22 protein-coding genes are annotated in these 23,366 nt (G+C 65.6%); 13 read left to right on the top strand and 9 right to left on the bottom strand.

The features are described 5' to 3' along the window. Positions 1-194: 194 nt before the first annotated feature. The 13 genes from fliF to fliR all read left to right on the top strand — a co-directional run bounded on the left by fliF (position 195) and on the right by fliR (position 12,568). Positions 195-1,991: a flagellar basal-body MS-ring/collar protein FliF gene (gene fliF / locus OKW28_RS41350; RefSeq protein ID WP_429453986.1), complete on the top strand. Its 1,797-nt coding sequence runs from the start codon at positions 195-197 to the stop codon at positions 1,989-1,991. Next, positions 1,981-2,976 (top strand): flagellar motor switch protein FliG, encoded by a 996-nt coding sequence (gene fliG / locus OKW28_RS41345; protein WP_429453984.1) that lies wholly within the window; start codon positions 1,981-1,983, stop codon positions 2,974-2,976. Before fliF ends, fliG begins: the two co-directional genes overlap by 11 nt. Beyond that, positions 2,969-3,652 carry a flagellar assembly protein FliH gene (fliH, locus tag OKW28_RS41340; protein WP_429453982.1) on the top strand — a complete coding sequence of 228 codons (684 nt, stop codon included), beginning with the start codon at positions 2,969-2,971 and terminating at the stop codon, positions 3,650-3,652. Before fliG ends, fliH begins: the two co-directional genes overlap by 8 nt. Further along, entirely contained in the window at positions 3,646-5,289 is a 1,644-nt protein-coding gene (fliI, locus tag OKW28_RS41335; protein WP_429453980.1) for a flagellar protein export ATPase FliI, read from the top strand. The genes fliH and fliI overlap by 7 nt, the downstream gene beginning before the upstream one ends. A gap of 17 nt (positions 5,290-5,306) precedes the next feature. Then, positions 5,307-5,756, top strand: coding sequence for a flagellar export protein FliJ (gene fliJ, locus OKW28_RS41330; protein ID WP_018418748.1), 450 nt, complete (start codon positions 5,307-5,309; stop codon positions 5,754-5,756). A gap of 61 nt (positions 5,757-5,817) precedes the next feature. Beyond that, the gene (locus OKW28_RS41325; protein WP_429453978.1) at positions 5,818-7,359 is read left to right on the top strand and encodes a flagellar hook-length control protein FliK; all 1,542 of its coding nucleotides are present in this window, start codon (positions 5,818-5,820) and stop codon (positions 7,357-7,359) included. Between the two features lie 756 nt (positions 7,360-8,115). Further along, entirely contained in the window at positions 8,116-8,616 is a 501-nt protein-coding gene (gene fliL / locus OKW28_RS41320) for a flagellar basal body-associated protein FliL (RefSeq protein ID WP_429453976.1), read from the top strand. Positions 8,617-8,674: 58 nt separating this feature from the next. Next, positions 8,675-9,673 (top strand): flagellar motor switch protein FliM, encoded by a 999-nt coding sequence (gene fliM / locus OKW28_RS41315; RefSeq protein WP_018418751.1) that lies wholly within the window; start codon positions 8,675-8,677, stop codon positions 9,671-9,673. Continuing rightward, the gene (fliN, locus tag OKW28_RS41310) at positions 9,666-10,130 is read left to right on the top strand and encodes a flagellar motor switch protein FliN (protein WP_090802529.1); all 465 of its coding nucleotides are present in this window, start codon (positions 9,666-9,668) and stop codon (positions 10,128-10,130) included. Before fliM ends, fliN begins: the two co-directional genes overlap by 8 nt. Next, positions 10,127-10,642: a flagellar biosynthetic protein FliO gene (gene fliO, locus OKW28_RS41305; protein ID WP_429453974.1), complete on the top strand. Its 516-nt coding sequence runs from the start codon at positions 10,127-10,129 to the stop codon at positions 10,640-10,642. Before fliN ends, fliO begins: the two co-directional genes overlap by 4 nt. Further along, positions 10,642-11,451 carry a flagellar type III secretion system pore protein FliP gene (fliP, locus tag OKW28_RS41300; RefSeq protein WP_429453972.1) on the top strand — a complete coding sequence of 270 codons (810 nt, stop codon included), beginning with the start codon at positions 10,642-10,644 and terminating at the stop codon, positions 11,449-11,451. The genes fliO and fliP overlap by 1 nt, the downstream gene beginning before the upstream one ends. Before the next feature lie 34 nt (positions 11,452-11,485). Beyond that, a complete protein-coding gene (fliQ, locus tag OKW28_RS41295) occupies positions 11,486-11,755 on the top strand; it encodes a flagellar biosynthesis protein FliQ (protein ID WP_090802525.1) in 270 nt (89 codons plus the stop codon). A gap of 30 nt (positions 11,756-11,785) precedes the next feature. Beyond that, positions 11,786-12,568 carry a flagellar biosynthetic protein FliR gene (gene fliR, locus OKW28_RS41290; protein WP_184051828.1) on the top strand — a complete coding sequence of 261 codons (783 nt, stop codon included), beginning with the start codon at positions 11,786-11,788 and terminating at the stop codon, positions 12,566-12,568. 67 nt (positions 12,569-12,635) lie between these two features. Here fliR and flgL read toward each other — a convergent pair whose 3' ends face one another. From flgL to OKW28_RS41245, 9 genes are all read right to left on the bottom strand, one after another. Next, positions 12,636-13,862, bottom strand: a complete 1,227-nt coding sequence (flgL, locus tag OKW28_RS41285) for a flagellar hook-associated protein FlgL (protein WP_429453970.1) — start codon at positions 13,860-13,862, stop codon at positions 12,636-12,638. Positions 13,863-13,871: 9 nt separating this feature from the next. Next, positions 13,872-15,866, bottom strand: a complete 1,995-nt coding sequence (gene flgK, locus OKW28_RS41280) for a flagellar hook-associated protein FlgK (RefSeq protein ID WP_429453968.1) — start codon at positions 15,864-15,866, stop codon at positions 13,872-13,874. 235 nt (positions 15,867-16,101) lie between these two features. Further along, positions 16,102-16,875, bottom strand: a complete 774-nt coding sequence (locus tag OKW28_RS41275; RefSeq protein ID WP_429453966.1) for a flagellar brake protein — start codon at positions 16,873-16,875, stop codon at positions 16,102-16,104. Positions 16,876-17,229: 354 nt separating this feature from the next. Continuing rightward, on the bottom strand, positions 17,230-18,234 hold the full coding sequence (gene flgJ, locus OKW28_RS41270) for a flagellar assembly peptidoglycan hydrolase FlgJ (protein WP_429453964.1): 1,005 nt from the start codon (positions 18,232-18,234) through the stop codon (positions 17,230-17,232). Between the two features lie 12 nt (positions 18,235-18,246). Next, complete coding sequence (locus OKW28_RS41265) at positions 18,247-19,416, bottom strand: flagellar basal body P-ring protein FlgI (protein ID WP_429453962.1); 1,170 nt, start codon at positions 19,414-19,416, stop codon at positions 18,247-18,249. 2 nt (positions 19,417-19,418) lie between these two features. After that, positions 19,419-20,117, bottom strand: coding sequence for a flagellar basal body L-ring protein FlgH (gene flgH / locus OKW28_RS41260; RefSeq protein ID WP_429454631.1), 699 nt, complete (start codon positions 20,115-20,117; stop codon positions 19,419-19,421). Between the two features lie 29 nt (positions 20,118-20,146). Beyond that, the gene (gene flgG / locus OKW28_RS41255; RefSeq protein ID WP_429453960.1) at positions 20,147-20,935 is read right to left on the bottom strand and encodes a flagellar basal-body rod protein FlgG; all 789 of its coding nucleotides are present in this window, start codon (positions 20,933-20,935) and stop codon (positions 20,147-20,149) included. Between the two features lie 104 nt (positions 20,936-21,039). Beyond that, a complete protein-coding gene (flgF, locus tag OKW28_RS41250) occupies positions 21,040-21,798 on the bottom strand; it encodes a flagellar basal-body rod protein FlgF (RefSeq protein WP_429453958.1) in 759 nt (252 codons plus the stop codon). A 17-nt stretch (positions 21,799-21,815) separates the two neighbouring features. After that, entirely contained in the window at positions 21,816-23,330 is a 1,515-nt protein-coding gene (locus OKW28_RS41245) for a flagellar hook-basal body complex protein (protein ID WP_429453956.1), read from the bottom strand. Between the last annotated feature and the right edge of the window lie 36 nt (positions 23,331-23,366).

The following is a 23,366-nucleotide window of genomic DNA, read 5'->3' as shown; positions in this document are numbered from 1 at the left end:
CCGATCTGGACGAAAGCATAGCAGCGGCTCCTCGCGGAAAGTCCCGAAACTAGAGGGGAAACCCGGCTCTATTCAAGCAATCGGGTTGAGCGGCGCTGCGGATAATTTCAAAAGTGAAAGTCTCTGTCCGTCCGCCGAGCCCCGGCGCGGCATCACGACAGAACGCCAAGGCATTCCCCGGAGAAACCCGACGCATGGATTCGTCAGCCAACTCGTTGATCAACCCCGACGCCCGTATGGGGCTCGCCGGCGCGCAGCCCGCTGCCGGTCAGGCCGGTAGCGGCCAGGCCGGCGGCACGGCCGACCTCGGTGGCCTCGGCGGCTTCGGAGGTATCGGCGGCAATTTCGGCCAGCGTCTGTCCGGACTCGCGCAGATGCGCGGCAACCCGCGCGCGCCGCTCGTGTTCGCGGTCGCGCTGCTGGTGGCGGTCGTCGCCGGCCTGTTCCTGTGGTCGCGCGCGCCCAGCTACAAGGTGCTCTACAGCAATCTGTCCGACCGCGACGGCGGCTCGATCATCACCGCGCTGCAGCAGGCCAATATTCCGTACAAGCTGTCCGAAAGCGGCAGCGCGATCCTCGTGCCGGCCGAGCAGGTCCACGAGATGCGCCTGCGCCTCGCATCGCAGGGGCTGCCGAAGAGTGGCTCGGTCGGCTTCGAACTGATGGACAACCAGAAATTCGGCATCAGCCAGTTCGACGAGCAGATCAACTATCAGCGCGCGCTCGAGGGCGAACTCGAACGCACGATCGAAGCGATCTCGAGCGTCAAATCGGCGCGCGTGCATCTCGCGATTCCGAAGCCGAGCGTGTTCGTGCGCGACAAGGAAGCGCCGTCGGCGGCGGTGCTCGTGAACCTGTACCCGGGCCGCGTGCTCGACGAAGGGCAGGTCGTCGCGATTACGCACATGGTGGCGTCGGCGGTGCCGGAAATGCCGGTGCGCGGCGTGACGATCCTCGACCAGGACGGCAACCTGCTCACGCAGCCGACCAATGGCAGCGGACTCGATGCGACCCAGCTGAAGTTCCGCCAGCAGATCGAGCGCAACACCCAGCAGCGCATCGACACGATCCTCGCGCCGCTGTTCGGCGCCGGCAACGCGCGCTCGCAGGTCAGCGCCGACATCGACTTCTCGCACAGCGAGCAGACCTCGGAAAATTACGGCCCTAACGGCAATCCGCAGCAGGCCGCGATCCGCAGCCAGCAGCAGAGCAGCGCCACCGAAATGTCGCAAGGCGGCGCCTCGGGCGTGCCGGGCGCGCTGTCGAACCAGCCGCCGCAGCCGGCCTCCGCGCCGATCGTGGCCGGCAACGGCGCGAGCTCGGTGAGCACGACGCCGGTCAGCGATCACAAGGATTCGACCACCAACTACGAGCTCGACAAGACCGTGCGCCACGTCGACCAGCCGATGGGCGGCATCCGCCGACTATCGGTCGCGGTGGTCGTCAATTATCTGCGGGTCGTCGATCCGAAGGGTCACGTGACGATGCAGCCGGTCAGCGCCGACAAGCTCGCGCAGATCACCCAGCTCGTGAAGGACGCGATGGGCTTCGACGCGTCGCGCGGCGACTCGGTCAACGTGGTCAACAGCGCGTTTACCACCGAGCTCGACCCGAACGCCGACCTGCCGTGGTGGCGCACGCCCGACATGCTCGCGCTGTACAAGCAGATCGCGACGTACCTCGGCATCGGCGCGGTGGCCCTGTTCCTCTACTTCGTGATGGTGAAGCCGGCCTTGCGCCGCGCCTTCCCGCCGCCGCCCGAGCCGGTTGCCGCGCTGATGGCGCCCGACGAACCGGTGCTGCTCGACGGCATCCCGGCCGAGGAGCGCGATGGCGCGGTGGTCGAAATCGAAGCGGATAGCGAGAAGCTCGCGCTCGAAAACGCGAAGCACAAATACGAGCGGAACCTGGAGTTCGCGCGCAGCATCGCGCGTCAGGATCCGAAGATCGTAGCAACCGTCGTCAAGAACTGGGTGTCCGATGAGCGCTGAAGGCGTAGTGAAGAGCGCGCTGCTGCTGATGTCGATCGGCGAGGAAGAGGCGGCGCAGGTATTCAAGTTTCTGGGCCCCCGTGAGGTTCAGAAAATCGGCGTCGCGATGGCCGCGCTCAAAAACGTCACCCGCGAGCAGGTCGACGAGGTGCTGCAGGAGTTCGTGCGCGAGGCCGAGCAGCACACCGGCATGTCGCTCGATTCGAGCGATTACATCCGCTCCGTGCTGACCAAGGCGCTCGGCGACGACAAGGCCGGCGCGATCATCGACCGGATCCTGCAGGGCAGCGACACGAGCGGCATCGAAGGCCTGAAGTGGATGGATTCGGCGGCGGTCGCGGAACTGATCAAGAACGAGCATCCGCAGATCATCGCGACGATCCTCGTGCATCTGGACCGCGATCAGGCTTCGGAGATCGTCGGCTGTTTCACGGACCGGCTGCGCAACGACGTGCTGCTGCGGATCGCGACGCTCGACGGCATCCAGCCGGCCGCGCTGCGCGAGCTCGACGACGTGCTGACCGGCCTCTTGTCCGGAAGCGACAACCTGAAGCGCAGCCCGATGGGCGGTATCCGCACGGCGGCCGAGATTCTGAACTTCATGTCGAGCAACCACGAGGAAGGCGTCATCGAAAACGTGCGCCAGTACGACGCCGAGCTCGCGCAGAAGATCATCGACCAGATGTTCGTGTTCGAGAACCTGCTCGACCTCGAAGACCGCGCGATCCAGCTGCTGCTGAAGGAAGTCGAATCCGAAGCGCTGATCATCTCGCTGAAGGGCGCGGCGCCCGCGCTGCGTCAGAAGTTCCTGTCGAACATGTCGCAGCGCGCGGCCGAGTTGCTCGCCGAAGACCTCGACGCGCGCGGCCCGGTACGCGTGTCCGAAGTCGAGACGCAGCAGCGCCGCATCCTGCAGATCGTGCGCAACCTGGCCGAGAGCGGGCAGATCGTGATCGGCGGCAAGGCGGAAGACGCCTATGTCTGATCCGAACGCCCCGGCAAAGGAAAGCCTCTCGGCCTACCAGCGCTGGGAGATGGCGTCGTTCGACCCGGCTCCGCCAGCGCCGCCGCCTGCCGAACCCGAATTCGACGAGCGCGCGTTCGAAGCCGAACTCGAGCACCGCCGCGAAGCCGCGCATGCACAGGGCGTCGCGTCCGGTCATGTGGCCGGCCAGGCGCTCGGCTATCAGGCGGGCTATGACCAGGGGCACGCGCAGGGTTTCGCGCAAGGCCAGACCGAGGCGCGCGAGGAAGCGATGCGGCTCGCCGCGCTCGCCGAAACCTTCAAGAGCGCGCTCGATGGCGCGCAGCACGCGATCTCCGAAACGCTGATCGCACTCGCGCTCGACATCGCGCAGCAGGTCGTGCGCCAGCACGTGCAGTACGACCCGACCGCACTGATCGCGGCCGCGCGCGAGGTACTCGCGGCCGAGCCCGCGCTCGCCGGCGCACCGGCGCTGATCGTGAGTCCCGCCGATCTGCCGGTCGTCGAGGCGTATCTGCTCGAAGAATTGCAAACGCGCGGCTGGACCGTGCGCACCGACGCATCGGTGGAGCGTGGCGGTTGCCGCGCGCAGGCCGGCACCGGCGAGGTCGACGCGGGCATCGACACGCGCTGGCAGCGCGTCGCCGCCGCGCTCGGCAAGGTGCGCACGTGGTGAAGCCGACGCTCGACGAGATCCGCGCGAGCGATCTGACGCCGCTCGAACGCGAGCTCGCCTTGGCGTCGTTCGGCGCCGAGGCGCTGGCCGATGTCGAGTCGGCCGGTCTTCCGGAGCCCCCGGATGCGGCATGGCAGGCTCCTGCGAGCGCACATCCAGCGACAGGCGCGGCGGCGAGCCGCGAGTCCGCCGCGACGGACCACGCCGCGCGCAGTGCTTCCGCCGCTCACGCTCCGCACGCGCCGTCCTACGATCCCGCGCTCGACATCAATCCCCACATGCAGGCATGGCGCGGCCAGCTCGACGCGCTGCGCGCGCGCAACGCGATCGCGAAGCCGCTGCGCGCGTGCGGGCGTCTCACCCGCGCGGCCGGTCTCGTGCTCGAAGCGGTCGGCCTGCGTCTGTCGGTCGGCGCCGAAGTGATGATCGAGTTGCCGCCCGGCAGTTCGCTGCCGATGGCCGAAGCCGAAGTGGTCGGCTTCTCCGGCGACAAGCTGTTCCTGATGCCGACCACCGAAGTGATGGGCCTCTTGCCCGGCGCGCGGGTCTTTCCGCTCGAAAGCGCGCCGATCGCCGACCCGCTCGCGGGCGCGAAGCGTCTGCCGGTCGGCTGGGAATTGCTCGGCCGCGTGCTCGACGCATCCGGCCGTCCGCTCGACGGGCTCGGCCCGCTCGGCACGCAAAAGGACGCGCCGCTGTCCGCGCCGGTCATCAATCCGCTCAATCGCGAGCCGATTCACAAGGTGCTCGACGTCGGCGTGCGCGCGATCAACTCGCTGTTAACCGTCGGTCGTGGTCAACGGATGGGGCTGTTCGCGGGTTCGGGCGTCGGTAAATCTGTGCTGCTCGGCACGATGGCGCGCTACACCAGCGCCGAGGTGATCGTGATCGGCCTGATCGGCGAACGTGGCCGCGAAGTGAAGGAGTTCATCGAACAGATTCTCGGCGAGGAAGGTTTGGCGCGCTCGGTCGTGATCGCCGCGCCGGCCGACGTGTCGCCGCTGTTACGGATGCAGGCCGCCGCGTACTCGACCTCGCTCGCCGAATACTTCCGCGACCAGGGCAAGCACGTGCTGCTGCTAATGGATTCGCTGACCCGTTACGCGATGGCGCAGCGCGAGATCGCGCTCGCGATCGGCGAGCCGCCCGCGACCAAGGGGTATCCGCCGTCGGTGTTCGCGAAGCTGCCGGCGCTCGTCGAGCGCACCGGCAACGGACCGGCGGGCGGCGGCTCGATCACCGCGTTCTACACGGTGCTCACCGAAGGCGACGACCAGCAGGACCCGATCGCCGACTCGGCGCGCGCGATTCTCGACGGCCACATCGTGCTGTCGCGCTCGCTCGCCGAAGCCGGCCACTACCCTGCGATCGATATCGAAGCGTCGATTAGCCGGGCAATGACCGCGCTGATCGACGATAACCATCTGAATAAAACGCGTATGTTCAAGCAGATGCTGTCGCGCTATCAGCGCAACCGCGATCTGATCAACGTCGGCGCGTATTCGAGCGGGCGCGACGCGGTGCTCGATCGCGCGATCGCGCTGTATCCGCGGATGGAAGCGTTCCTGCAGCAAGGCTTTCGCGAGTGCGCGAACTTCCAGCCGAGCATCGACATGCTGAATGCGCTGTTTGCTTAGGGCCGAGGAGGCTGACGATGTCGAAACATTTTCCGATCAAGACGCTGATCGGTCTCGCGCAGGACGACGTGGATGCCGCCGCGCAGCGGCTCGGCCGCGCGCAGCGCGAGCGCAACGACGTACAGGCGCAACTCGATGCGCTCGTGCAGTACCGCGACGAATACTACGCACGCTTCATGGAGAGCGCGCAGTCGGGCATGCCGGCCGGCAACATGCGCAACTTCCAGGCGTTCATCGACACGCTCGATGCCGCGATCGAGCAGCAGCGCAGCCTGCTCGCGGCGGCGAGCGCGCGCCTCGAGGCGGCGAAGCCCGACTGGCAGCGCCACAAGCAGAAGCTCGGCTCGTACGAAGTGCTGCAGGCGCGCGGCGAGGCGGCCGAGGCGAAGGTTGCGGCGCGGCGCGAACAGCGCGACGCCGACGAATATGCGGCGCGGAGTCTGCGCATGCGAGCCGACGGCGCGTGAGGCCTTGCCTCGCGGCTAACGCCCTACGGCACACCCGTTCGACCGATTCACAGGATTCTTTATGTCGCTTCTTTCACAGATCGGCTCCCAACTGAGCACGCTGCTCGACACGAGCGGCAATGGGTCGAGCAGCGCGTCCGCGAACGCCGCGGGCTCGAGCCCGTTCGCGCAGACCTTGCAGCAAAGCATCGACCAGCAGAACAGCGCGAATCAACAGCAGACCAGATCAGCGACGGCGTCGCAAGCCTCGGCGCCGAGCGCGCCCAGTGCGCCGCCGCCCGCTTCCGCGTCCGCTCCCGCTTCCTCGCAGCAGAGCGCGAGCGGCAACCAGAACGGCAACGGCACAGCCAGCAACGCCGCCAGCAGCAGCGCGTCATCGCCGTCGTCCACGCCGTCGACGACACCAACGCAGCAGGCATCGAACAGCCAGACGACCGCGACGCAAGCCAGGCAGAAAGACACCAAGGCGCAAACCGACGCTGGCGCGCTCGCCGCCGCTGCGGCTGCCGCCCAGGCTCAGGCGCAAGCGCAGGCACAGGTCGTCGCCAACAACGCGGACTCGAACGCCACCACCACGACCGATGCCGCGAGCTCCGCCGCCGATGCGGTGAGCGCGCTGGCCGGCACGGCCACGAGCGCGCTCGCGGCCACCGCGGCAAGCAGGAAAGGCGCGGTCGATCCGAAGTCGCTGCAGGATGCGTTGCAGAGTGCGCTGTCCGCGCTGTCGAGCGGCCAGGGCGCGGTGCCCGCGGCCGCGCTCGCTGGCGGCGCGGCCGCAAAAGCCGCGAGCGTGTCGAGCGCGGCGGGCGGCTTGGCTAGCACGAAAAACGGACTGAACGGCACGTCGGACGACAAGACGCTCGCGAGCGGCCTGTTCGGCAACGGCAAGGGCGCCTCGACGACCCACACGACGTCGACGGCGTCGGCCGCGGCGACCGCGCTGGCCGATCCGTCGGCAGCGAAGTCGGCCGCCGATGCGTTGAGCGCCGCGGCCGCGACGGGCGGCCAGGCGGACAACCTCGCATCGGCGCGCAGCGCGTCCGAGGCGGCGAACGCCGCGCTGGCCGCGACGCAGGCGGCAGCGAACGCCGCGAGCACGACGGCGGCAGCGCAGAGTACGGGCAATGCGAGCGCGGCCGCCGCCGCGAATGCGTTGACGCCGCAGGTCGGCACGAGCGACTGGGAAGACGCGCTGAGCCAGAAGGTGGTGTTCTTGTCGAATGCGCATTCGCAGAGTGCTGAGCTGACGCTCAATCCGAAGGATCTGGGGCCGTTGCAGGTCGTGTTGCAGGTGGCGGACAACCATGCGCATGCGCTGTTCGTTTCGCAGCACCAGTCGGTGCGGGAGGCGGTCGAGGCGGCGTTGCCGAAGCTTCGCGAGGCGATGGAGTCGAATGGGATTGGGCTCGGCAGTGCGAGTGTGAGTGATGGGTTTGCGCGGCAGAGCGGGCAACAACAGCAGAGCGCTGGCGCGGGTGGGGGGAATGGGAAGAGGGGTAGTGGTGGGGGCGCCCTTGCAGGGGACAGCTCGGTGGAGTCCAGCGATGCCATCGGTAACGTTGCCGTGCGGCAGCAGGTTGGACTAGTCGATACGTTTGCCTGAAGCGAGGCGGGGCGCTTTTTTGTCGTTGTTCTGGCTTTGTTGGCCTTTCCTTGCTGACTTATCGGTCTATTAGCGTTGCCCCTGTGCGGGGCGGCACCTACTTTCTTTGCTGCTGCAAAGAAAGTAGGCAAAGAAGACAGCTAAAACCGCAAACTCTTAAGCGGGGCCCCTGGCTTGGAAGGGGTAGTGGTGCATCTGGAATCCGGGCCGCCGCACATTCCGCCGTTCGTGACAAAGCCGTCATCCCTCCCACTCCGCACTACGTGCGTCGCGGACGGGTCTGCCAGGGAAACCAATGGTTTGGCCCGCGCAGCGGGGACCCTCGGCTGCGCCTCGGCGATGCGCCGAAACAACCGGTGGTTTTGGAACGGGGTTTCGGCGCGCGTAGCGCCGCCGGAAGAATGACGGCCTTGTCACTACCGCGGAATGTGCAGGAGCACGGATTCCAGATGCACCACTACCTCATGCAGACCGAGGGACCCGCTTAAGAGTTGGCGGTTTTAGCTGTCTTCTTTGCCTACTTTCTTTGCAGCAGCAAAGAAAGTAGGTGCCGCCCCGCACAGGGGCAACGCTAATAGACCGACAAGACAACAAGGAAAGGCCAACAAAGCCAGAACAACGACAAAAAAAAACCCAAAAACCAGAAACGGCCAGAAATAGCCAGAAATAGCCCTTCTTTTCGACCCATAGCGCCGCAGGCAAATCAACAACAATCACCCTAACCCTTACTAGGCCAGCAACAAGCTGGCAAACCAAATGGCAACCACGACCGCCCCGCAACAAGCCGCGCCCGCCTCGCCGGGCCCCATGAAGCGCATCATCCTGATCGTCCTCATTGCGCTGATCGCTGCGGGCGCTGCCGGTGCCGGCGTGTGGTTCTTCCTGTCGAAGCGCGCACCCGTCGCCGTATCGGCCGAAGCCGCGCCGGCGCAATCCGCCGTGCCGCTGTTCTTCCCGCTCGAATCGATGACCGTCAACCTGCAATCGGACGACGGCCAGCAACACTTCCTGCGCATCGGCCTCACGCTCAAGCTCGGCGATGCCGCCACCCAGCAGGCGCTCACCGATCACATGCCGGAAGTGCGCAGCCGCATCCTGCTCGCGCTGTCGAACAAGCACCCCGAAGAACTCGCGCCGCTCGAAGGCAAGCGCGCGCTCGCCGGAGAGCTGAAGACGCTGATCACCGAGCCGACCGACAAGGGCGCCGCACCGATCCGCGTGCAGGACGTGCTGTTCACTGAATTCGTCGTGCAGTGACGTGACGTTGTCAAGCGCTGCCATCATCAATCGCCAAGGGACGCACGAGGAATAAGCAATGGGCCACGAAGAGTTCATGTCCCAGGAGGAGGTCGATGCCCTTCTGAAGGGCGTCACCGGCGAATCCGACACGGAATCCGAGCAAAACGACCGCACGGGCGTGCGTCCGTACAACATCGCGACGCAGGAACGTATCGTCCGTGGCCGGATGCCGGGCCTCGAAATCATCAACGACCGCTTCGCGCGCCTGTTGCGCGTCGGCATTTTCAACTTCATGCGGCGCTCGGCGGAAATTTCCGTCGGCCCGGTGAAGGTGCAGAAGTACAGCGAGTTCACGCGCAACCTGCCGATCCCGACCAACCTGAACCTGGTCCACGTGAAGCCGCTGCGCGGCACGTCTCTGTTCGTGTTCGATCCGAACCTCGTGTTCTTCGTGGTCGACAACCTGTTCGGCGGCGACGGTCGTTTCCATACGCGCGTCGAAGGACGCGATTTCACGCAGACCGAGCAGCGCATCATCACGAAGCTGCTCAATCTGACGTTCGAGCACTACGCGGCGTCGTGGAAGAGCGTGCGCCCGCTGCAGTTCGAATACGTGCGCTCGGAAATGCACACGCAGTTCGCCAACGTCGCGACACCGAACGAGATCGTCATCGTCACGCAGTTCTCGATCGAGTTCGGCTCGACGGGCGGCACGCTGCACATCTGCATGCCCTACTCGATGATCGAGCCGATCCGCGACATTCTCTCGTCGCCGATCCAGGGCGAGGCGGTGGACGTCGACCGACGCTGGGTGCGCGTGTTGTCGCAGCAGGTGCAGGCCGCCGAAGTGCAGCTGAGCGCCGATCTCGCGCAGGTGCCGGTCACGTTCGAACAGATCCTGAACATGCGCAAAGGCGATGTTCTGCCGATCAACATCCCCGAGCACATCACCGCGAAAGTAGACGGTGTGCCGGTGATGGAATGCGGCTACGGAATTTTCAATGGTCAGTACGCGTTGCGGGTCCAGAAGATGATCAGCGCAGCCGACACGATGAAGGAAGGTGGATATGAGTGACCTGAACGCAAAGCCCGAGACCGATCTCGCGGCAGCCGAGCAACTCGCCGCCGGCGAGCTGTCCGCCGTGGAAGACGACGCGGCGATGGCCGACTGGGCAAGCGCGCTCGCCGAGCAGAACGGCAACGACGAAATCAACCCGGCCGCGGGCGCCGTGTTCCAGCCGCTGTCGAAGGCCGCGCCGACCTCGACGCACAACGACATCGACATGATCCTGGACATTCCCGTCCAGATGACGGTCGAACTCGGCCGCACCAAGATCGCGATCCGCAATCTGCTGCAGCTCGCGCAGGGCTCGGTCGTCGAACTCGACGGCATGGCCGGCGAGCCGATGGACGTGCTCGTCAACGGCTGCCTGATCGCGCAGGGCGAGGTGGTGGTCGTCAACGACAAGTTCGGTATCCGGCTGACCGACATCATCACGCCGTCCGAACGCATCCGGAAACTCAATCGATGAAACGTTTGGCAGGTCGCGGCGTGCTGCTCGCGTCGTTTTTCGAGTCCACCGTCGCGCACGCCGCCGACATGAACGCGGTCAACAACGCCGCGAAGATCGCCTCCGGTGTCGGCGCGGGTAGCGCGGTGCCGGCGCTCGGCGTCGGCGCGGTCCTGCAAACCTTCGTCGGGCTCGCGGTCGTGATCGGCCTCGTGTTCGGCTGCGCATGGCTCGCGCGACGCTTCGGCCTGCAACCGGGCCAGCGCGGCGGCCTCGTGAAGACGGTCGGCGGCGCTTCGCTCGGTGGCAAGGAACGCGTCGCGGTCGTCGAGATCGGCGATACGTGGCTCGTGCTCGGCGCCGCGCCCGGCAACGTGCGGCTGCTGCATACGATGCCGGCGGGTTCCGTCGCGGCCGATACGGTTGCCGCTTCGCCGGCACCGCTTTCCGGCACTTTTGGTCAACGCTTTCGCGACGCCCTGAAAGGCGAAGTGGGCAAACGTTTCAACGCGCACCGCGGCGGGGATCGGTAATGCAGGTCAGTTTCAGGCGGTCAGGTTCGTTCTTCACGCTTACGCGCCGTGCGGGGCGGGCGCTCCCCGCAGCGCTTCAACTCGCGCTGCCGGCACTGCTGTTCGCGCTGCCGACGCTGTCTTTCGCGCAAACCGCCGGCCTGCCAGCGTTCACGACGAGCCCCGGCCCCAACGGCGGCACGACCTACTCGCTGAGCGTGCAGACGATGCTGCTGCTCACGATGCTGTCGTTCCTGCCCGCGATGGTGCTGATGATGACGAGCTTCACGCGCATCGTGATCGTGTTGTCGCTGCTGCGCCAGGCACTCGGCACGACCACAACGCCGCCGAACCAGGTGGTCGTCGGTCTCGCGCTGTTTCTGACGCTGTTCGTGATGTCGCCGGTGCTCGATAAAGCCTATAACGAAGGTTACAAGCCGTTCTCCGAAGGCACGATGTCGATGGATCAGGCGGTGGCTCGCGGCGTCGCGCCGTTCAAGACCTTCATGCTGCGTCAGACCCGCGAAAGCGACCTTGCGCTGTTCGCGCGCATCTCCCATGCGGCGCCGATGCAGGGGCCCGAAGACGTGCCGCTGTCGCTGCTGGTGCCGTCGTTCGTGACGAGCGAGCTGAAGACCGGCTTCACGATCGGCTTCACGATCTTCATTCCGTTCCTGATCATCGACATGGTGGTCGCGAGCGTGCTGATGTCGATGGGCATGATGATGGTGTCGCCGGCGACGATTTCGCTGCCGTTCAAGCTGATGCTGTTCGTGCTCGTCGACGGCTGGCAGTTGCTGCTCGGTTCGCTCGCGCAGAGCTTCGTCTGATTTTTTTCGACTCCTTGTTCCTCAGGCACTCACGATGACACCCGAAGCAGTCATGACGCTGGCCCACCAGGCCATGTACGTCGGCCTCGTGCTGGCGGCCCCGCTGCTGCTCGTCGCGCTCGTCGTCGGTCTGGTCGTGAGCCTGTTCCAGGCTGCCACGCAGATCAACGAAAGCACGCTGTCGTTCATCCCGAAGCTGCTCGCGATCGCGCTCACGCTGGTGATCGCCGGACCATGGATGCTGACCACGATGCTCGACTATCTGCGCCACACGATCACCAGCATTCCGACGCTCGTCAACTGAGCGCCGCTGGCACGTCCGCTCCCCCACTCCATGTTCACGGTCACCTACGCGCAACTGAACGTCTGGCTGACCGCGTTCCTGTGGCCGTTCGCGCGCATCGCCGCGCTGATCGCGACCGCGCCGGTGCTCGGCAACATGTCGCTGCCCTCGCGCGTGAAAATCGGTCTCGCCGCGTTCGCGACGATCATCGTCGCCCCGACGATCGGCGCGCTGCCGCAGGTCACCGTGTTTTCCGCGGCCGGCGTGTGGATTCTCGTCAACCAGTTCCTGATCGGCATCGCGCTCGGCGTGACGATGCAGGTCGTGTTCCAGGCGATCGACGCGACCGGCTACTTCATCGGCCTCGGCATGGGCCTTGGCTTCGCGACCTTCTTCGACCAGCAGGCGACCGGCTCGGGCGTCGTGATCTCACGCTACATGACGACGATCGCGACGCTGGTGTTTCTCGCCGTCGACGGTCATCTGCAGATGATCGCCGCGCTCGTGACGACGTTCCAGTCGGTGCCGGTGTCGGCGAACCTGCTCGCGCCGCACGGTTGGCAAACGCTCGCGAACTGGGGCGGCTCGATCTTCTCGGCGGGGCTGCTGCTCGCGTTGCCGGTCGTCGTCGCACTGCTGATCGCGAACCTCGCGCTCGGCATTCTCAATCGCGCGGCGCCGCAGATCGGCGTGTTCCAGATCGGCTTTCCGCTGACGATGCTGGTCGGCCTGCTGCTCGTGCAGCTGATGCTGCCGAACATGATTCCGTTCTTCGTGCGCTTGTTCGATAACGGCATCGATGAGATGGGACGGGTCGCGGCGGCGCTGAGATAACGCCGAAAATCGCGGACATAAAAAAACCGGCTCGCGCCGGTTTCTTTATTGCGCCGCCGCAGCGGCATCAGCTGGTGATGTACTGGAACAGCGACATGTTCTGGATCTTTACGAACGCTTGCTGCGAAGCCTGCAGGGCCGCCTGCTGCATCGTGTACTTGCTGATCGTCGAGACCATGTCGGTCTGGGTCAGGTCCGCGAGATCGCTTTGCGTTTGCAGTGAGTTGGTCTCCGTAACCGTTTGCAGCGCCTTGACTTCCTGCTCGCGGCCGCCGACCGATGCCTGCACCGCGGTGATGTTGTTCAGCGTGTTGCCAAGCTGCGACAGGCCCATATTCAACGCGTTCTGCAGCTTCGCCGAGGCCGCGGGGTCGCCGCTCACCGGCTGCTGGAGCGCGGCGATCATCGCGTTCAGGTTCGTGAACACGTTGGTGCCCGCCTGGTTGGCCGGCTGCACCGTGAATTTGTCGTTGGCGGCCGGCGTGCCTGTGATTTCGACGGTCTGGCCCGCGATCGTGATGTCCGAGCCCGCCGTGTACGGCTGCGCCGTACCCGCGACGTTGGTCGTCGTGTCAGTGACCGTGTAGGTGAGCGAGCTGCCGCTGCCGCTGAACTGGATCTGGTACGAGTCCGCGTTCCCCGCGTTGGTCGGATCCTTGACCGACACCGCGCCGATCACGCCGCTGCCGGTATTGGCCGGGTCGCCCGAGGCGATCGGCTGCGCGTTGGTCGCACCGACGCTCATGAACACCGACAGCCCATTGTCACCGGTCGAGACCGCGTTGCTCCCGGTGACCTGCACGGTGCGCGTGCCCGTGTCGCCCGTATAGGTGACGTTGCCGGCCGCATCGGTCGTGAAGGCCTGGGTCGAATTCTGGAAACCGGCGAACAGCGCATTGCCCGAGCTGTCGGTCGCATTCGCGTAGGTGACGAGCTGGTCGCGCAGGGTGGTCAGCTGCGCGGCGATCGCCGTGCGGTCGGCATCGTTCAAACCGCCGTCGCCGGCGCGCAGGCCTAACGTGTTCGCGCTTTGCAACGTCGTGACGACGGTGGAGAGCGTCGAGTCCTCGGCCTGCAACGACGTGAGCGCCGCGTTCTGGTTCGTCGTGTACTGCGACAGCGCGGACGCCGTCGAGCTGAGCTGCACGGCCTGCGCGGCGCCGAGCGGATTGTCGGCGGGCGTGGTCAGGCTCTGGCCGCTCGAGATTTCCTGATAGATCTGCGACAACTGAGCCTGCTGATTGCTCATGTTCGCGACGTTCATGCTGAAGTACTGCTGGGTCGAAATTCGCATGGTTCCGCCTTACGAGAAGATGCCAAGCAAAGTCTGGAACAGCGTCTGCGCCGTCTGGATGACCTTGCTGTTGGCCTGATAGAGCTGCTGGTACTGAAGCAGGTTGGCCGCTTCCTCATTGATATTGACGCCCGACACCGACTGCTGCGCCGACGTGATCTGCGTGACGAGCGTGCTTTGCGCGGTCGCCGAGGTCTGGATCTGCGTGGTCTGGTTGCCGATGTTGTTGACGTAGCTCGCGTACGCGCCCGTCAGCGTCGAGGTACCGCCGTTGAGCACCTGCGCCGAAGTCAGGTTCGACAGCAGTTGCGCGTTGCGGCCGTCGTTGGTCGCGCCGGTGTTCGGTCCGATCGTGAACGAGTCGCCGTTGGCGGGCGTGCCGCTGATCGTGACCGTCACGTTGTTCATCACGCCCGCGCTCGTCGAATTGCTCGGGTTGGTGATCGTCAGCGTCGCGCCCGAGCTCGGCGAGTATGGCACCGCGGTCGTCGACGCACTGATCGTGTACTGCGTGGACGGCGAGCCGGCGACTGTCACCACCGTGCCGACCGGGAAGCCGGTCAGGCCGGTGCCCGCGGTGTAAGTGATCGTCGAGGCGCTGGTCGGCGCGCTGTAGCCGACAGATACCGTGCCTTGCGTGATCGTCCCGGTGCCGGTGTTCGACGTCGACGCCGACGCGAGCACCGGCGCCGCGGCCGCGATTGCCGACGCCGACGTGGTGGTCAGCGCGAAGCCGTCGAGCGCGCCGCGGGTCGGTTCGACCGAGAACGAGTCGCCGGCCTTCATCGTGCCGCTCGCGACCGAGAACCGCAGGCCGCCGATCGGGTTGGTCAGGTTCGCCGCCGAACCGACGATGCTGCCGGTCTGGCTGTCCGTCAGCGTGTAGGTGCTGCCGTCGTACGACAGCGTGTAGTCGCCCGTGGTCGGCTGGGTCGCGTCGGCGAACGAGACGCCGAGCGTAGCGTTGCCGGTGTTCTGCGAGTTCGCGTACACGGTCGTCGAGCCGACCGTGAACAGCGCGCCGCCCGCGGTGCCGTTCAGCGTCAGGCCGAGTTCGTTCTGCGCATTGACCTGCGCGGCGAAGCTGGTCGCGATCGCGCCGAGTTGCGCCTCGGCCGGATCGAGCGTTTGCGAGCGGAATTGCAGCAGTCCGCCCAGCGTGCCGCCGGACACGCTCGTGTCGGACAGCGTCTGCGGCGTCGGTGTCGGCTTTGCCCCGGCCTGGCCGAGATACTGGACCGACAGCTCGCTCGGATCACTCGACGAAGTCGCCGTGCCGAGATTGAAGCTGTTGCCGGCCAGCACGAGCGGCTGTCCGCTCGACATGAACAGGCTATAGCTGCCGTTGTCCTGCACGACCGACACGCCGATCAGCTGGGACAGGTTCGACACCGCCTGGTCGCGTGCGTCGAGCAGCTGGTTCGGTGGCTGGCCCTGGCTGCTCGCCTGCTTGATCTGTGTATTCAGCGACGCGATCTGCGCGGTGTAGGTGTTGATCTGCGTAACAGAGTTGCTCAGCTGCGTGTTGACGCTCGAGCGCAACTGGTCGTACTGCTGGCCCGCCGCGTTGATCTGGTTCGCGAGCGTCTGCGCGTCGCTGATCGCGGTCTGCCGCGTCGACACGCTCGACGCGTTGTTGGCGACGTTCTGCAGCCCCGTGAAGTAACCGCTGATCGCGCTCGCAATCCCGGCGGTCGGACTGCCGACGAGGTTGTTGAGCTGGGTGATCATCGTGTTGTACGCGGTGAGCGCGCTGCTCGACGACTGCGCGTTGTTCAGCTCGGTCGTCAGGTACTGGCTGTACGCGCGCGTCACGGTGTCGGTGGAGACGCCCATCGGCAGGTAGCCGGAGCCGGTATACGCGCCGCCCGTCTCCGAATACACCGGGGTTTCCATCGTATAGCCGGGTGTCGACGCGTTGCTGATGTTCTCACCAGTCGTCGTCAAACCCCATTGGGCCGCGTTGAGTCCGCTAAGGCCGATAGTCAACAGATTGCTGGACATGCGTCATCCTGAAGGGCGGCATCGCAGACATGCCACCGCGTTAGTGGAACATCCTCTTTAACGGCCCGACGTGCGAAAAATTGAGGGCCATTCCACTTCGTTTGCGCTCGTCGCGACGTTTGCGCGACGTTGCCGCGCTGTTGCCTCCGACGCGAGTGCAACGTTTGCTTCGTCGGCCAAAACGTTCGCGCGGTGCCGGGCGTCGCGCGCACGGCACCGCGCGCTGGCTCGCCGCTCAGCGAGCCAGCGAGCGGCGCTTCATTTCGAGCTGCGTGATCAGCCGCTGCAGCGTGTTTTCCGCGCTGCCCGGCAGCGACAGGAAACGGAAGCCGAGCTGATAGCGCTGCGTGCCGTTCGGCAGCGCGAGCGAGCGATGCGACACGAGCTGCAGATCGAGCGACAGACGGCCGAGCGCGCCGAGCGTGAGCTCGCAGTCCATCAGGCGCGCGCCCATCGGCAGCTCGGCGACGCGCAGGTCGGTCGTGCGCATCCCGACGCCGCCGAGCGACAGGTCGTGCACCTCGAAGCGGAACGTGTCGCCCTCGGGCAGGCGGCCCGTACACATGAACGGGTCGAGAATCGGCGCGGCGACGCGGAAGTACTCGCGGCGCTGCACGTAGAACAGCACCTCGGGAAAGTCGGCCTCGAACGCCGGCATTCCCTCGAAGCGCGTCTCGCGTGGCGTCGGGGTCGTGAACTCGACGCGCACGCCGTCGGGCGACGCGTGGAACTGGCAGCGCGGCGCGTTGAGCAGCTCCTTGTTCTGATCGGCAAGCGCGCCCCAATCGAAGGTGAAGGTGCGCTCGCGCACGTCGACGTCGAGCAGGCGCGTGACGATCTGCCCGCCCGCATATTCGACAGTGAGGAAATCGCCGCGATTGACTATATTGCGCAGCTGCACGCCGATTTCCAGCGGATTGCGGCGGCCGAAATCGGAAGCGCTCTCGTTTTGCGGGACGTGCGGCTGACCGTTCGTGTCAATCAGGCCGTTCGACTGGTTCATATCCATGGGCTTGCCGGTAAGCATGTTCTTGCGGGCACGTGCCAGGGCCTAGCCATGGACTCTGAGGGTCTTCATGCAAAGCCGCAACACACGCGTTCGACCGGACCTTACAGCGCTATTCCGGTATCGGGTCTAACTCGTTAGCGGCAGCATCGAGCCAAAATTTAGGGGCTCAATTTAAATATTCGCCGGAAAATTTCGCGCAAACGTTAAAAGCGTATCCGCCCTATTTTCCGCGACCTTGCTCGCCCCGGACCTTGCGGAGCTTTTTACCGATGCCGGTTTTTCTGCTGCCTTTATCGCCGTTTTTACCGACACCTTTAAAACCGCTTTAATGCCCGTCGCGTGCGTTATTTTTAATCAGCCCATTTTCTGCATGATCGACAGCAGCTTTTTCGCGTAATGCGGATCGGTTGCATAACCGGCGCGTTGCATGCCGTTCGCAAAACCGTTCACGTCGTGCGACGAATTGATCACCTGCGCGTAACGCGGATTGCTCTTCAACATGCTCGCGTAATCGGTCATCGCTTCCTCGTACGAGTCGTACGCGCGGAATTTCTCGACCGTGCGATGCGGCTTGCCGTTCACGTATTCGGTCGTGACCGTCGACACGGTCTTGCCGGTCCAGTCGTTGCCCGCCTTGATGCCGAACACGTTGTGGCTCGCCGAGCCGTCGGCCTTCTTGATCTCGCTCTTGCCCCAGCCCGATTCGAGCGCGGCCTGACCGATGATGAAGCGCGCCGGAATGCCGGTCGCCGCGCTCGCGGCCTGCGCCGGCGCGGCGAGCTTGTCGACGAAGGCGTCGACCTTCGACGAGCTGCCGTCGCCGCGCACCGGCGGCGTCAGCGCGCTATTGGCCGAGTAGGCGCGGCCGAGCCCGAGCTGACCGTTGGCCTGGGCGTTGCCGTAGGCACGCGCGAGCGCGTGGAGCGCCGCGCTCTGGCCTTCGTCGCCGCCGCTACCGCCGCCGAGCGCGTTGGCCATGCCGGCGAGACCACCCGCCGCGCCCGCGCCGTTCGCGCCACTCACCTGCATGCCCTGGTTGCGCATCAGCTGCTTGAGCATCGCGTCGGCGACGCCGATGCCCTTCTTCGACAGCTGCTGCGCCATCTGCTGATCCATCATCGACGTGAACGTCGCCGTGTCGTGCGAATCGAACGGACCGTCCTGCGGCGTTGCATCGCGCATGCTCTTCAACATCATCTGCGTGAACACGGCGTCGAACTGCTGCGCGGCCATCTTCATGCCGGCTTGCGGCGAGGCCTTTGCCTGCGCGCTGAGTGCGCCGAAGCCCTGCACGTCGAGCGCGAACCGGCTGGTCAGATCGTTGGCGGAGTTGACGCTATTGGTCGTATCGGAATTCATCTCGCGTGCTCCTTAGATGATTTCAAGGTCGGCGCGCAATGCACCGGCTGCTTTCATGGCCTGCAGGATCGACATCAGATCCGCGGGCGTCGCGCCGAGCGCGTTGAGCGCCTTCACCACTTCGGCGAGGTTCGCACCGGCGTTCACGAGTTTCAGCGAGCCGTTGTCCTGCTTCATCTGGATCTGCGACTGCTGCGCGACCACCGTGCGGCCGTTCGAGAACGCGCCCGGCTGGCTCACCACCGGCTGCGTATTGATCACGACCGACAGATTGCCGTGCGCGACCGCGCAGTTCTGCAGCGTGACCATCTGGTTCATCACGATCGAGCCGGTGCGGGCGTTCAGGATGACCTTCGCGGCGGCCTGCCCGGGCCGCACTTCGAGGTTCTGCAATTGCGCCATGAACGAGACCTGCTGCTGCGGATCGGCCGGCGCGCGCAGCTGGATCGTGCGGCCGTCGAGCGCGGTCGCGGTGCCGCTGCCGAACGCGTTGTCGATCGCCGCGACGACGCGCTGCGTGGTGTCGTAGTCCATGTCGTTCAGGTCGAGCTGCATGGTGCCCGCCTGCGACACCGCCGTCGGCACCGAGCGCTCGACGATCGCGCCGCTGGTGATGCGCCCCGCGGCGAGCTGGTTGACCTGCACCCTGCTGCCGTTCGCGCTCGCGCCCGCGCCGCCCACGGCGACGTTGCCCTGGCCGAGCGCATACACCTGGCCGTCGGCGCCCTTCAGCGGCGTGAGCAGCAGCGTGCCGCCGCGCAGGCTTTTCGCATTGCCGAGCGACGACACCGTGATGTCGATCGCTTCGCCCGGCCGCGCGAACGGCGGCAGCACCGCGGTCACCATCACCGCGGCGACGTTCTTCAGCTGGATGTTCGACAGCGACGACTGCGAGTTGCTGGAGCCCGCCGCCTGGTTGTTGATCGAGATGCCGAGGTTCGCGAGCATGTTCGCGAGCGTCTGCGTCGTGAACGGTGTCTGCGTGGTCTGGTCGCCGGTGCCGTCGAGGCCGACCACGAGGCCGTAGCCGATCAGCGGGTTGTCGCGCACGCCCTGGATCTGCACGAGGTCCTTCAGGCGCTCCGCGTGCGCCGGCGTCGCGGCCGGCAGCGCCGCGCAGGCGAGCACGACGAACATCAGTGCACGGCCCGCGCGCGACAGCGTGTTGAAGACAGTACCCATGATCACCACGGCGCCACGTTGAGGAAGAACCGCTGCAGCCAGCCCATGTTCTCCGCTTCGTCTATGTAGCCCTTCGCGGAGTATTCGATTTTCGCGTCGGCGACCTGGGTCGAGTACACGGCATTCAGGCTCGAAATCGTGTTGGGATTGACGACGCCCGAGAAGCGCACGAACTCGTTGCCCTGATTGATCAGCATCTGCTTCTCACCGCTCACGATCAGGTTGCCGTTCGCCTGCACGCCGGTCACGGTCACCGTGATCGTGCCGTTGAACGTATTCGACGCGTTCGCGCCGCCGGTGCCGGCAAAGCCGTTGCTGCCGGTCGCGCTGAGGTTGGTCTTGGCGAACAGTCCGCCGAGGAAGCCCGCAGTCGGCACGTTGAAGTCCGTGCTGCCGTTGCGTTTCGCATTCGCGCCCGACGACTTCGTCGCGTTGATGTTCTCGGCGATCACGATCGTGATGATGTCGCCCACGTTGCGCGGCCGCTGATCTTCGAACAGCGGACGGCCCGCGTAGCCCGGGTTGTAGATCGAGCCCGGCGCCTGCGCCTGCGGCGGCACCGGCGGCAGCGCGCTCATCGGCTGTTGCGTGATCGGTTGCTTCGGCACGAGTGCGCAGCCGCCGAGCGCGGCGAGCAGCGCGAGTTGCACGAGCGCCTCGGCCGTGCGCGAATGAACCGGAGTGCGTGTGGAGTGCGACATCATCGTTTACCGCCTTAAATTTCCAGTCCTCAAACCTGCATCTGGCTCAAGGTCTGCAGCATCTGGTCGGAGGTCGTCACGGCCTTGCTGTTGATTTCGTACGCGCGCTGCGTCTGGATCATGTTCACCAGCTCCTGCACGACGTTCACGTTCGACGCTTCCACGTAACCCTGGTTGAGCGTGCCCGCGGCGTTCAGACCCGGTTGCGACACGTTCGGCGCACCCGACGACGCCGTCTCCGCGAACAGATTCTCGCCCTTCGCGTCGAGGCCGGCCGGGTTGATGAAGGTCGCGAGCTGCATCGTGCCGAGCTGCTGCGTATTGCTCGAGCCGGACACGGTGATCGACACCGCGCCGTCGCTGCCGATCGTCAGCGAGGTCGCATTGGTCGGGATCGTGATCGCCGGAATCACCTGGTAGCCGCTCGACGTGACGAGCTGACCCTGCGCGTTGGTCTGGAACGAGCCGTCGCGCGTGTAGGCCGTCGTGCCGTCGGGCATCTGCACCTGGAAGAAGCCCGCGCCGTTGATCGCGACGTCCTTCGAGTTGCCGGTCTGCTGCAGGTTGCCCTGCGTGTACAGACGCTCGGTCGCGACCTGTTGCACGCCGGTGCCCAGCTGGATGCCGGACGGCAGTTCGGTTTGCTGCGTCGAGTTCGCGCCCGGCTGGCGGATGGTCTGGTACAGCAGATCCTCGAACACCGCGCGCGAGCCCTTGAAGCCGTTGGTGCTGACGTTCGCGAGGTTGTTCGAGATCACGTCCATCTGCGCCTGTTGCGCATTCATGCCGGTAGCGGCGATATACAGTGAGCGGTTCACTTATGGTTCTCCAGTGTCGGGCGGAATTGGCGCTTTAGCGCTTCCTCCCGCCCCATGCAAAGCTGTCTCGGAGCGCGCCTCGTAGCGCACTCCGTGGCAATCCGTTAGCTGAAGCTGAGCAGCTGGTTGGCGGACTGATCGTTCTTGTCGGCGTTTTCCAGCAACTGCGTCTGCATCTGGAACTGGCGCGCGTTGGTGATCATCGAGACCATCGCGCTGACCGGATTCACGTTGCTGCCTTCGAGCGACGCCGGCGCGAGCGTCACGGTCGGATCGGCGTCGGCGGGATTGCCATCGGCGGTGCGAAACAGACCGTCGTCGCCGCGCGTGAGCGACTGCGGATCGGGATTGACCAGCTTCAGCTGATCGACGGTGACCACGGCGGTGGGCGGATCGCCCGGCGTCAATGCCGACACCGTGCCGTCCTTGCCGATCGTGATCTGCGCGCCCGGCGGCACCGCTACCGGCCCGCCGTTGCCGAGCACGACCTGATTGGTCGCGTTCACGAGCTGGCCGTTTTCGTCGATGTGCAGATTGCCCGCGCGCGTGTAGGCCTCGTTGCCGTCGGCGGTCTGCACCGACAGCCAGCCCGGCCCCTGAATCGCGACGTCGAGCGGATTGCCCGTCTGCTGGATCGGCCCCGGCGTATAGTCGGCGCCCGGTGTCGACGACAGCACGAAGGTGCGGGTCGTGTCGTCGTTGATCGTGCTGCCGTCGCCGAACGACATCGGCACGGCGCGGTAGGTTTCGAGCTGCGCGCGAAAGCCCGTGGTCGACGCGTTCGCGAGGTTGTTCGCGACGATCGCCTGCTGTTCCAGCGCCTGCGCGCTGCCCGACATCGCGGTGTAGATCAGCCGATCCATGAAGAGGTCCCGTTGGCTTACAGGTTGATCAGGGTCTGGTCGACGGCCTGCTGGGTCTTGATCGTCTGCGCGTTCGCCTGATAGTTGCGCTGCGCGGTGATCAGGTTGACCAGCTCGCTCGTCAGATCGACGTTCGAGTTCTCGACCGCACCGCCTTGCAGCACGCCGTGATTGGTCGATCCCGGCGTCGAAATCTGCGCGACGCCCGAGGCAGCCGTCTGGCCGTACTCGTTGTTGCCGAGGTCGACGAGGCCGTTCTGGTTCGAGAAGTTCGCGAGCACGATCTGGCCGAGCGCCGCGGTCTGGCCGTTCGAGTAGTTGCCCGTCAGCGTGCCGTCGGAGCCGACCGTGAAGCTCGTCAGTTGGCCCGCCGCGTAGCCGTCGGTCGACAGGCTGTTGACGCCGTCCTTGCCGCCGTACTGCGTGGTGCCGGCCATGTTCAGCGTGACGTTCTGCGGCGTGCCCGAACCGTCGGTGTTCGGGATCGACATCGTGAACGCGCCGAGCGTCGCGGTCGCGAGGCCGGTCGTCGCGTCGGTCGTGCTGACCAGCGTGCCCGACGAGTTGAAGTTCGCGGTGCCGATCAGGGAAGCGGTGCCGGTCGACGGGCCCGCGTACACGTTCCATGTGCCCGAGCCCGTCTTCGCGAAGTACATATTGACGGTCTGCGAGCCGCCGAGCGTGTCGTAGACGGTCGTGCTCGTCGAGTAGTTGTAGGTCGACGAGCTGTTCTGGTTGAACGCGGTCGGGTTCTGCGTGATCGTGTAGCTGTCGCTGGCCGCCGGCGCGCCGCTGAACGTAATGCTCTCACCGTTGCCGAGCGTGATCGCGGTACCGGCCGTGTAGGTCCCGGACCCCGCGGCCAGACCGGTCGTGGTGTCCGTCACCGTGTAGGTGGTGGTGGTCGGGAAGTCGATCCTGTAGTTGTCGGTGTTGGTGCCCGCGGCCGCATTGGTGATCGTCGCGCCGGTCGTGGCCAGCGTACCGGTGTTGCCGGCGCCGGCCTTCGCGGTCGGCGAGCCGAGCATGATGTTGTCCTGCGCGTTCAGGTTCAGACCTGCGGTGATCTTGCTGGTCGCCTGCGGCGCGATGTTCGCGGTCGGCACCGTCAGCGGCACGGTCTGCGCGGTGTTGATGATGCCCGAGCCATTGGCCGCGTAGCCCATCAGATCGAGGCCCTGCGCGTTCGTGATGAAGCCGTTCTTGTCGAGCTGGAACACGCCGTTGCGCGAATAGGTCAGCGTGCCATTGTTCGACATCTGGAAGAAGCCGTTGCCGTTGATCGCGACGTTCAGCGCCTGGTTCGTCGTCGTGAGCGTGCCTTGCGAGAATTGCTGCTGCACTTCGGAGAGTTGCGTACCGATACCGATCTGCTGGCTCGTCGCGGTCGCGACCGAATTGGCGTACATGTCGGCGAATTCCGCGGTGCCGCTCTTGAAGCCGACGGTGTTGGCGTTGGCGATGTTGTTGCCGATCACGTCGAGATCGCTCGACGACGCCGACAGACCGCTCAAACCTGTTTGGTAACTCATGACGTACTCCGTATCTGTAAAGTCGTAACTGAATGG

The organism is Paraburkholderia sp. 40, from assembly GCF_050434105.1.
GTDB lineage: Bacteria > Pseudomonadota > Gammaproteobacteria > Burkholderiales > Burkholderiaceae > Paraburkholderia > Paraburkholderia tuberum.
Note: the sequence above shows the minus strand (reverse complement) of the source record. Positions and strands in the feature narration are given on the sequence as shown.

What these genes read in the sequence shown, in the direction of transcription:
- OKW28_RS41325 (WP_429453978.1), top strand. Translation starts at nt 5,818, where the DNA reads ATGTCGCTTCTTTCACAGATCGGCTCCCAACTGAGCACGCTGCTCGAC.
- fliH (WP_429453982.1), top strand. Translation starts at nt 2,969, where the DNA reads ATGTCTGATCCGAACGCCCCGGCAAAGGAAAGCCTCTCGGCCTACCAG.
- fliO (WP_429453974.1), top strand. Translation starts at nt 10,127, where the DNA reads ATGAAACGTTTGGCAGGTCGCGGCGTGCTGCTCGCGTCGTTTTTCGAG.
- fliG (WP_429453984.1), top strand. Translation starts at nt 1,981, where the DNA reads ATGAGCGCTGAAGGCGTAGTGAAGAGCGCGCTGCTGCTGATGTCGATC.
- flgK (WP_429453968.1), bottom strand. Translation starts at nt 15,866, where the DNA reads ATGTCCAGCAATCTGTTGACTATCGGCCTTAGCGGACTCAACGCGGCC.
- fliQ (WP_090802525.1), top strand. Translation starts at nt 11,486, where the DNA reads ATGACACCCGAAGCAGTCATGACGCTGGCCCACCAGGCCATGTACGTC.
- fliR (WP_184051828.1), top strand. Translation starts at nt 11,786, where the DNA reads ATGTTCACGGTCACCTACGCGCAACTGAACGTCTGGCTGACCGCGTTC.
- flgL (WP_429453970.1), bottom strand. Translation starts at nt 13,862, where the DNA reads ATGCGAATTTCGACCCAGCAGTACTTCAGCATGAACGTCGCGAACATG.
- fliL (WP_429453976.1), top strand. Translation starts at nt 8,116, where the DNA reads ATGGCAACCACGACCGCCCCGCAACAAGCCGCGCCCGCCTCGCCGGGC.
- fliM (WP_018418751.1), top strand. Translation starts at nt 8,675, where the DNA reads ATGGGCCACGAAGAGTTCATGTCCCAGGAGGAGGTCGATGCCCTTCTG.
- OKW28_RS41245 (WP_429453956.1), bottom strand. Translation starts at nt 23,330, where the DNA reads ATGAGTTACCAAACAGGTTTGAGCGGTCTGTCGGCGTCGTCGAGCGAT.
- flgH (WP_429454631.1), bottom strand. Translation starts at nt 20,117, where the DNA reads ATGTCGCACTCCACACGCACTCCGGTTCATTCGCGCACGGCCGAGGCG.
- OKW28_RS41265 (WP_429453962.1), bottom strand. Translation starts at nt 19,416, where the DNA reads ATGGGTACTGTCTTCAACACGCTGTCGCGCGCGGGCCGTGCACTGATG.
- flgJ (WP_429453964.1), bottom strand. Translation starts at nt 18,234, where the DNA reads ATGAATTCCGATACGACCAATAGCGTCAACTCCGCCAACGATCTGACC.
- fliF (WP_429453986.1), top strand. Translation starts at nt 195, where the DNA reads ATGGATTCGTCAGCCAACTCGTTGATCAACCCCGACGCCCGTATGGGG.
- fliJ (WP_018418748.1), top strand. Translation starts at nt 5,307, where the DNA reads ATGTCGAAACATTTTCCGATCAAGACGCTGATCGGTCTCGCGCAGGAC.
- OKW28_RS41275 (WP_429453966.1), bottom strand. Translation starts at nt 16,875, where the DNA reads ATGGATATGAACCAGTCGAACGGCCTGATTGACACGAACGGTCAGCCG.
- flgF (WP_429453958.1), bottom strand. Translation starts at nt 21,798, where the DNA reads ATGGATCGGCTGATCTACACCGCGATGTCGGGCAGCGCGCAGGCGCTG.
- fliN (WP_090802529.1), top strand. Translation starts at nt 9,666, where the DNA reads ATGAGTGACCTGAACGCAAAGCCCGAGACCGATCTCGCGGCAGCCGAG.
- fliP (WP_429453972.1), top strand. Translation starts at nt 10,642, where the DNA reads ATGCAGGTCAGTTTCAGGCGGTCAGGTTCGTTCTTCACGCTTACGCGC.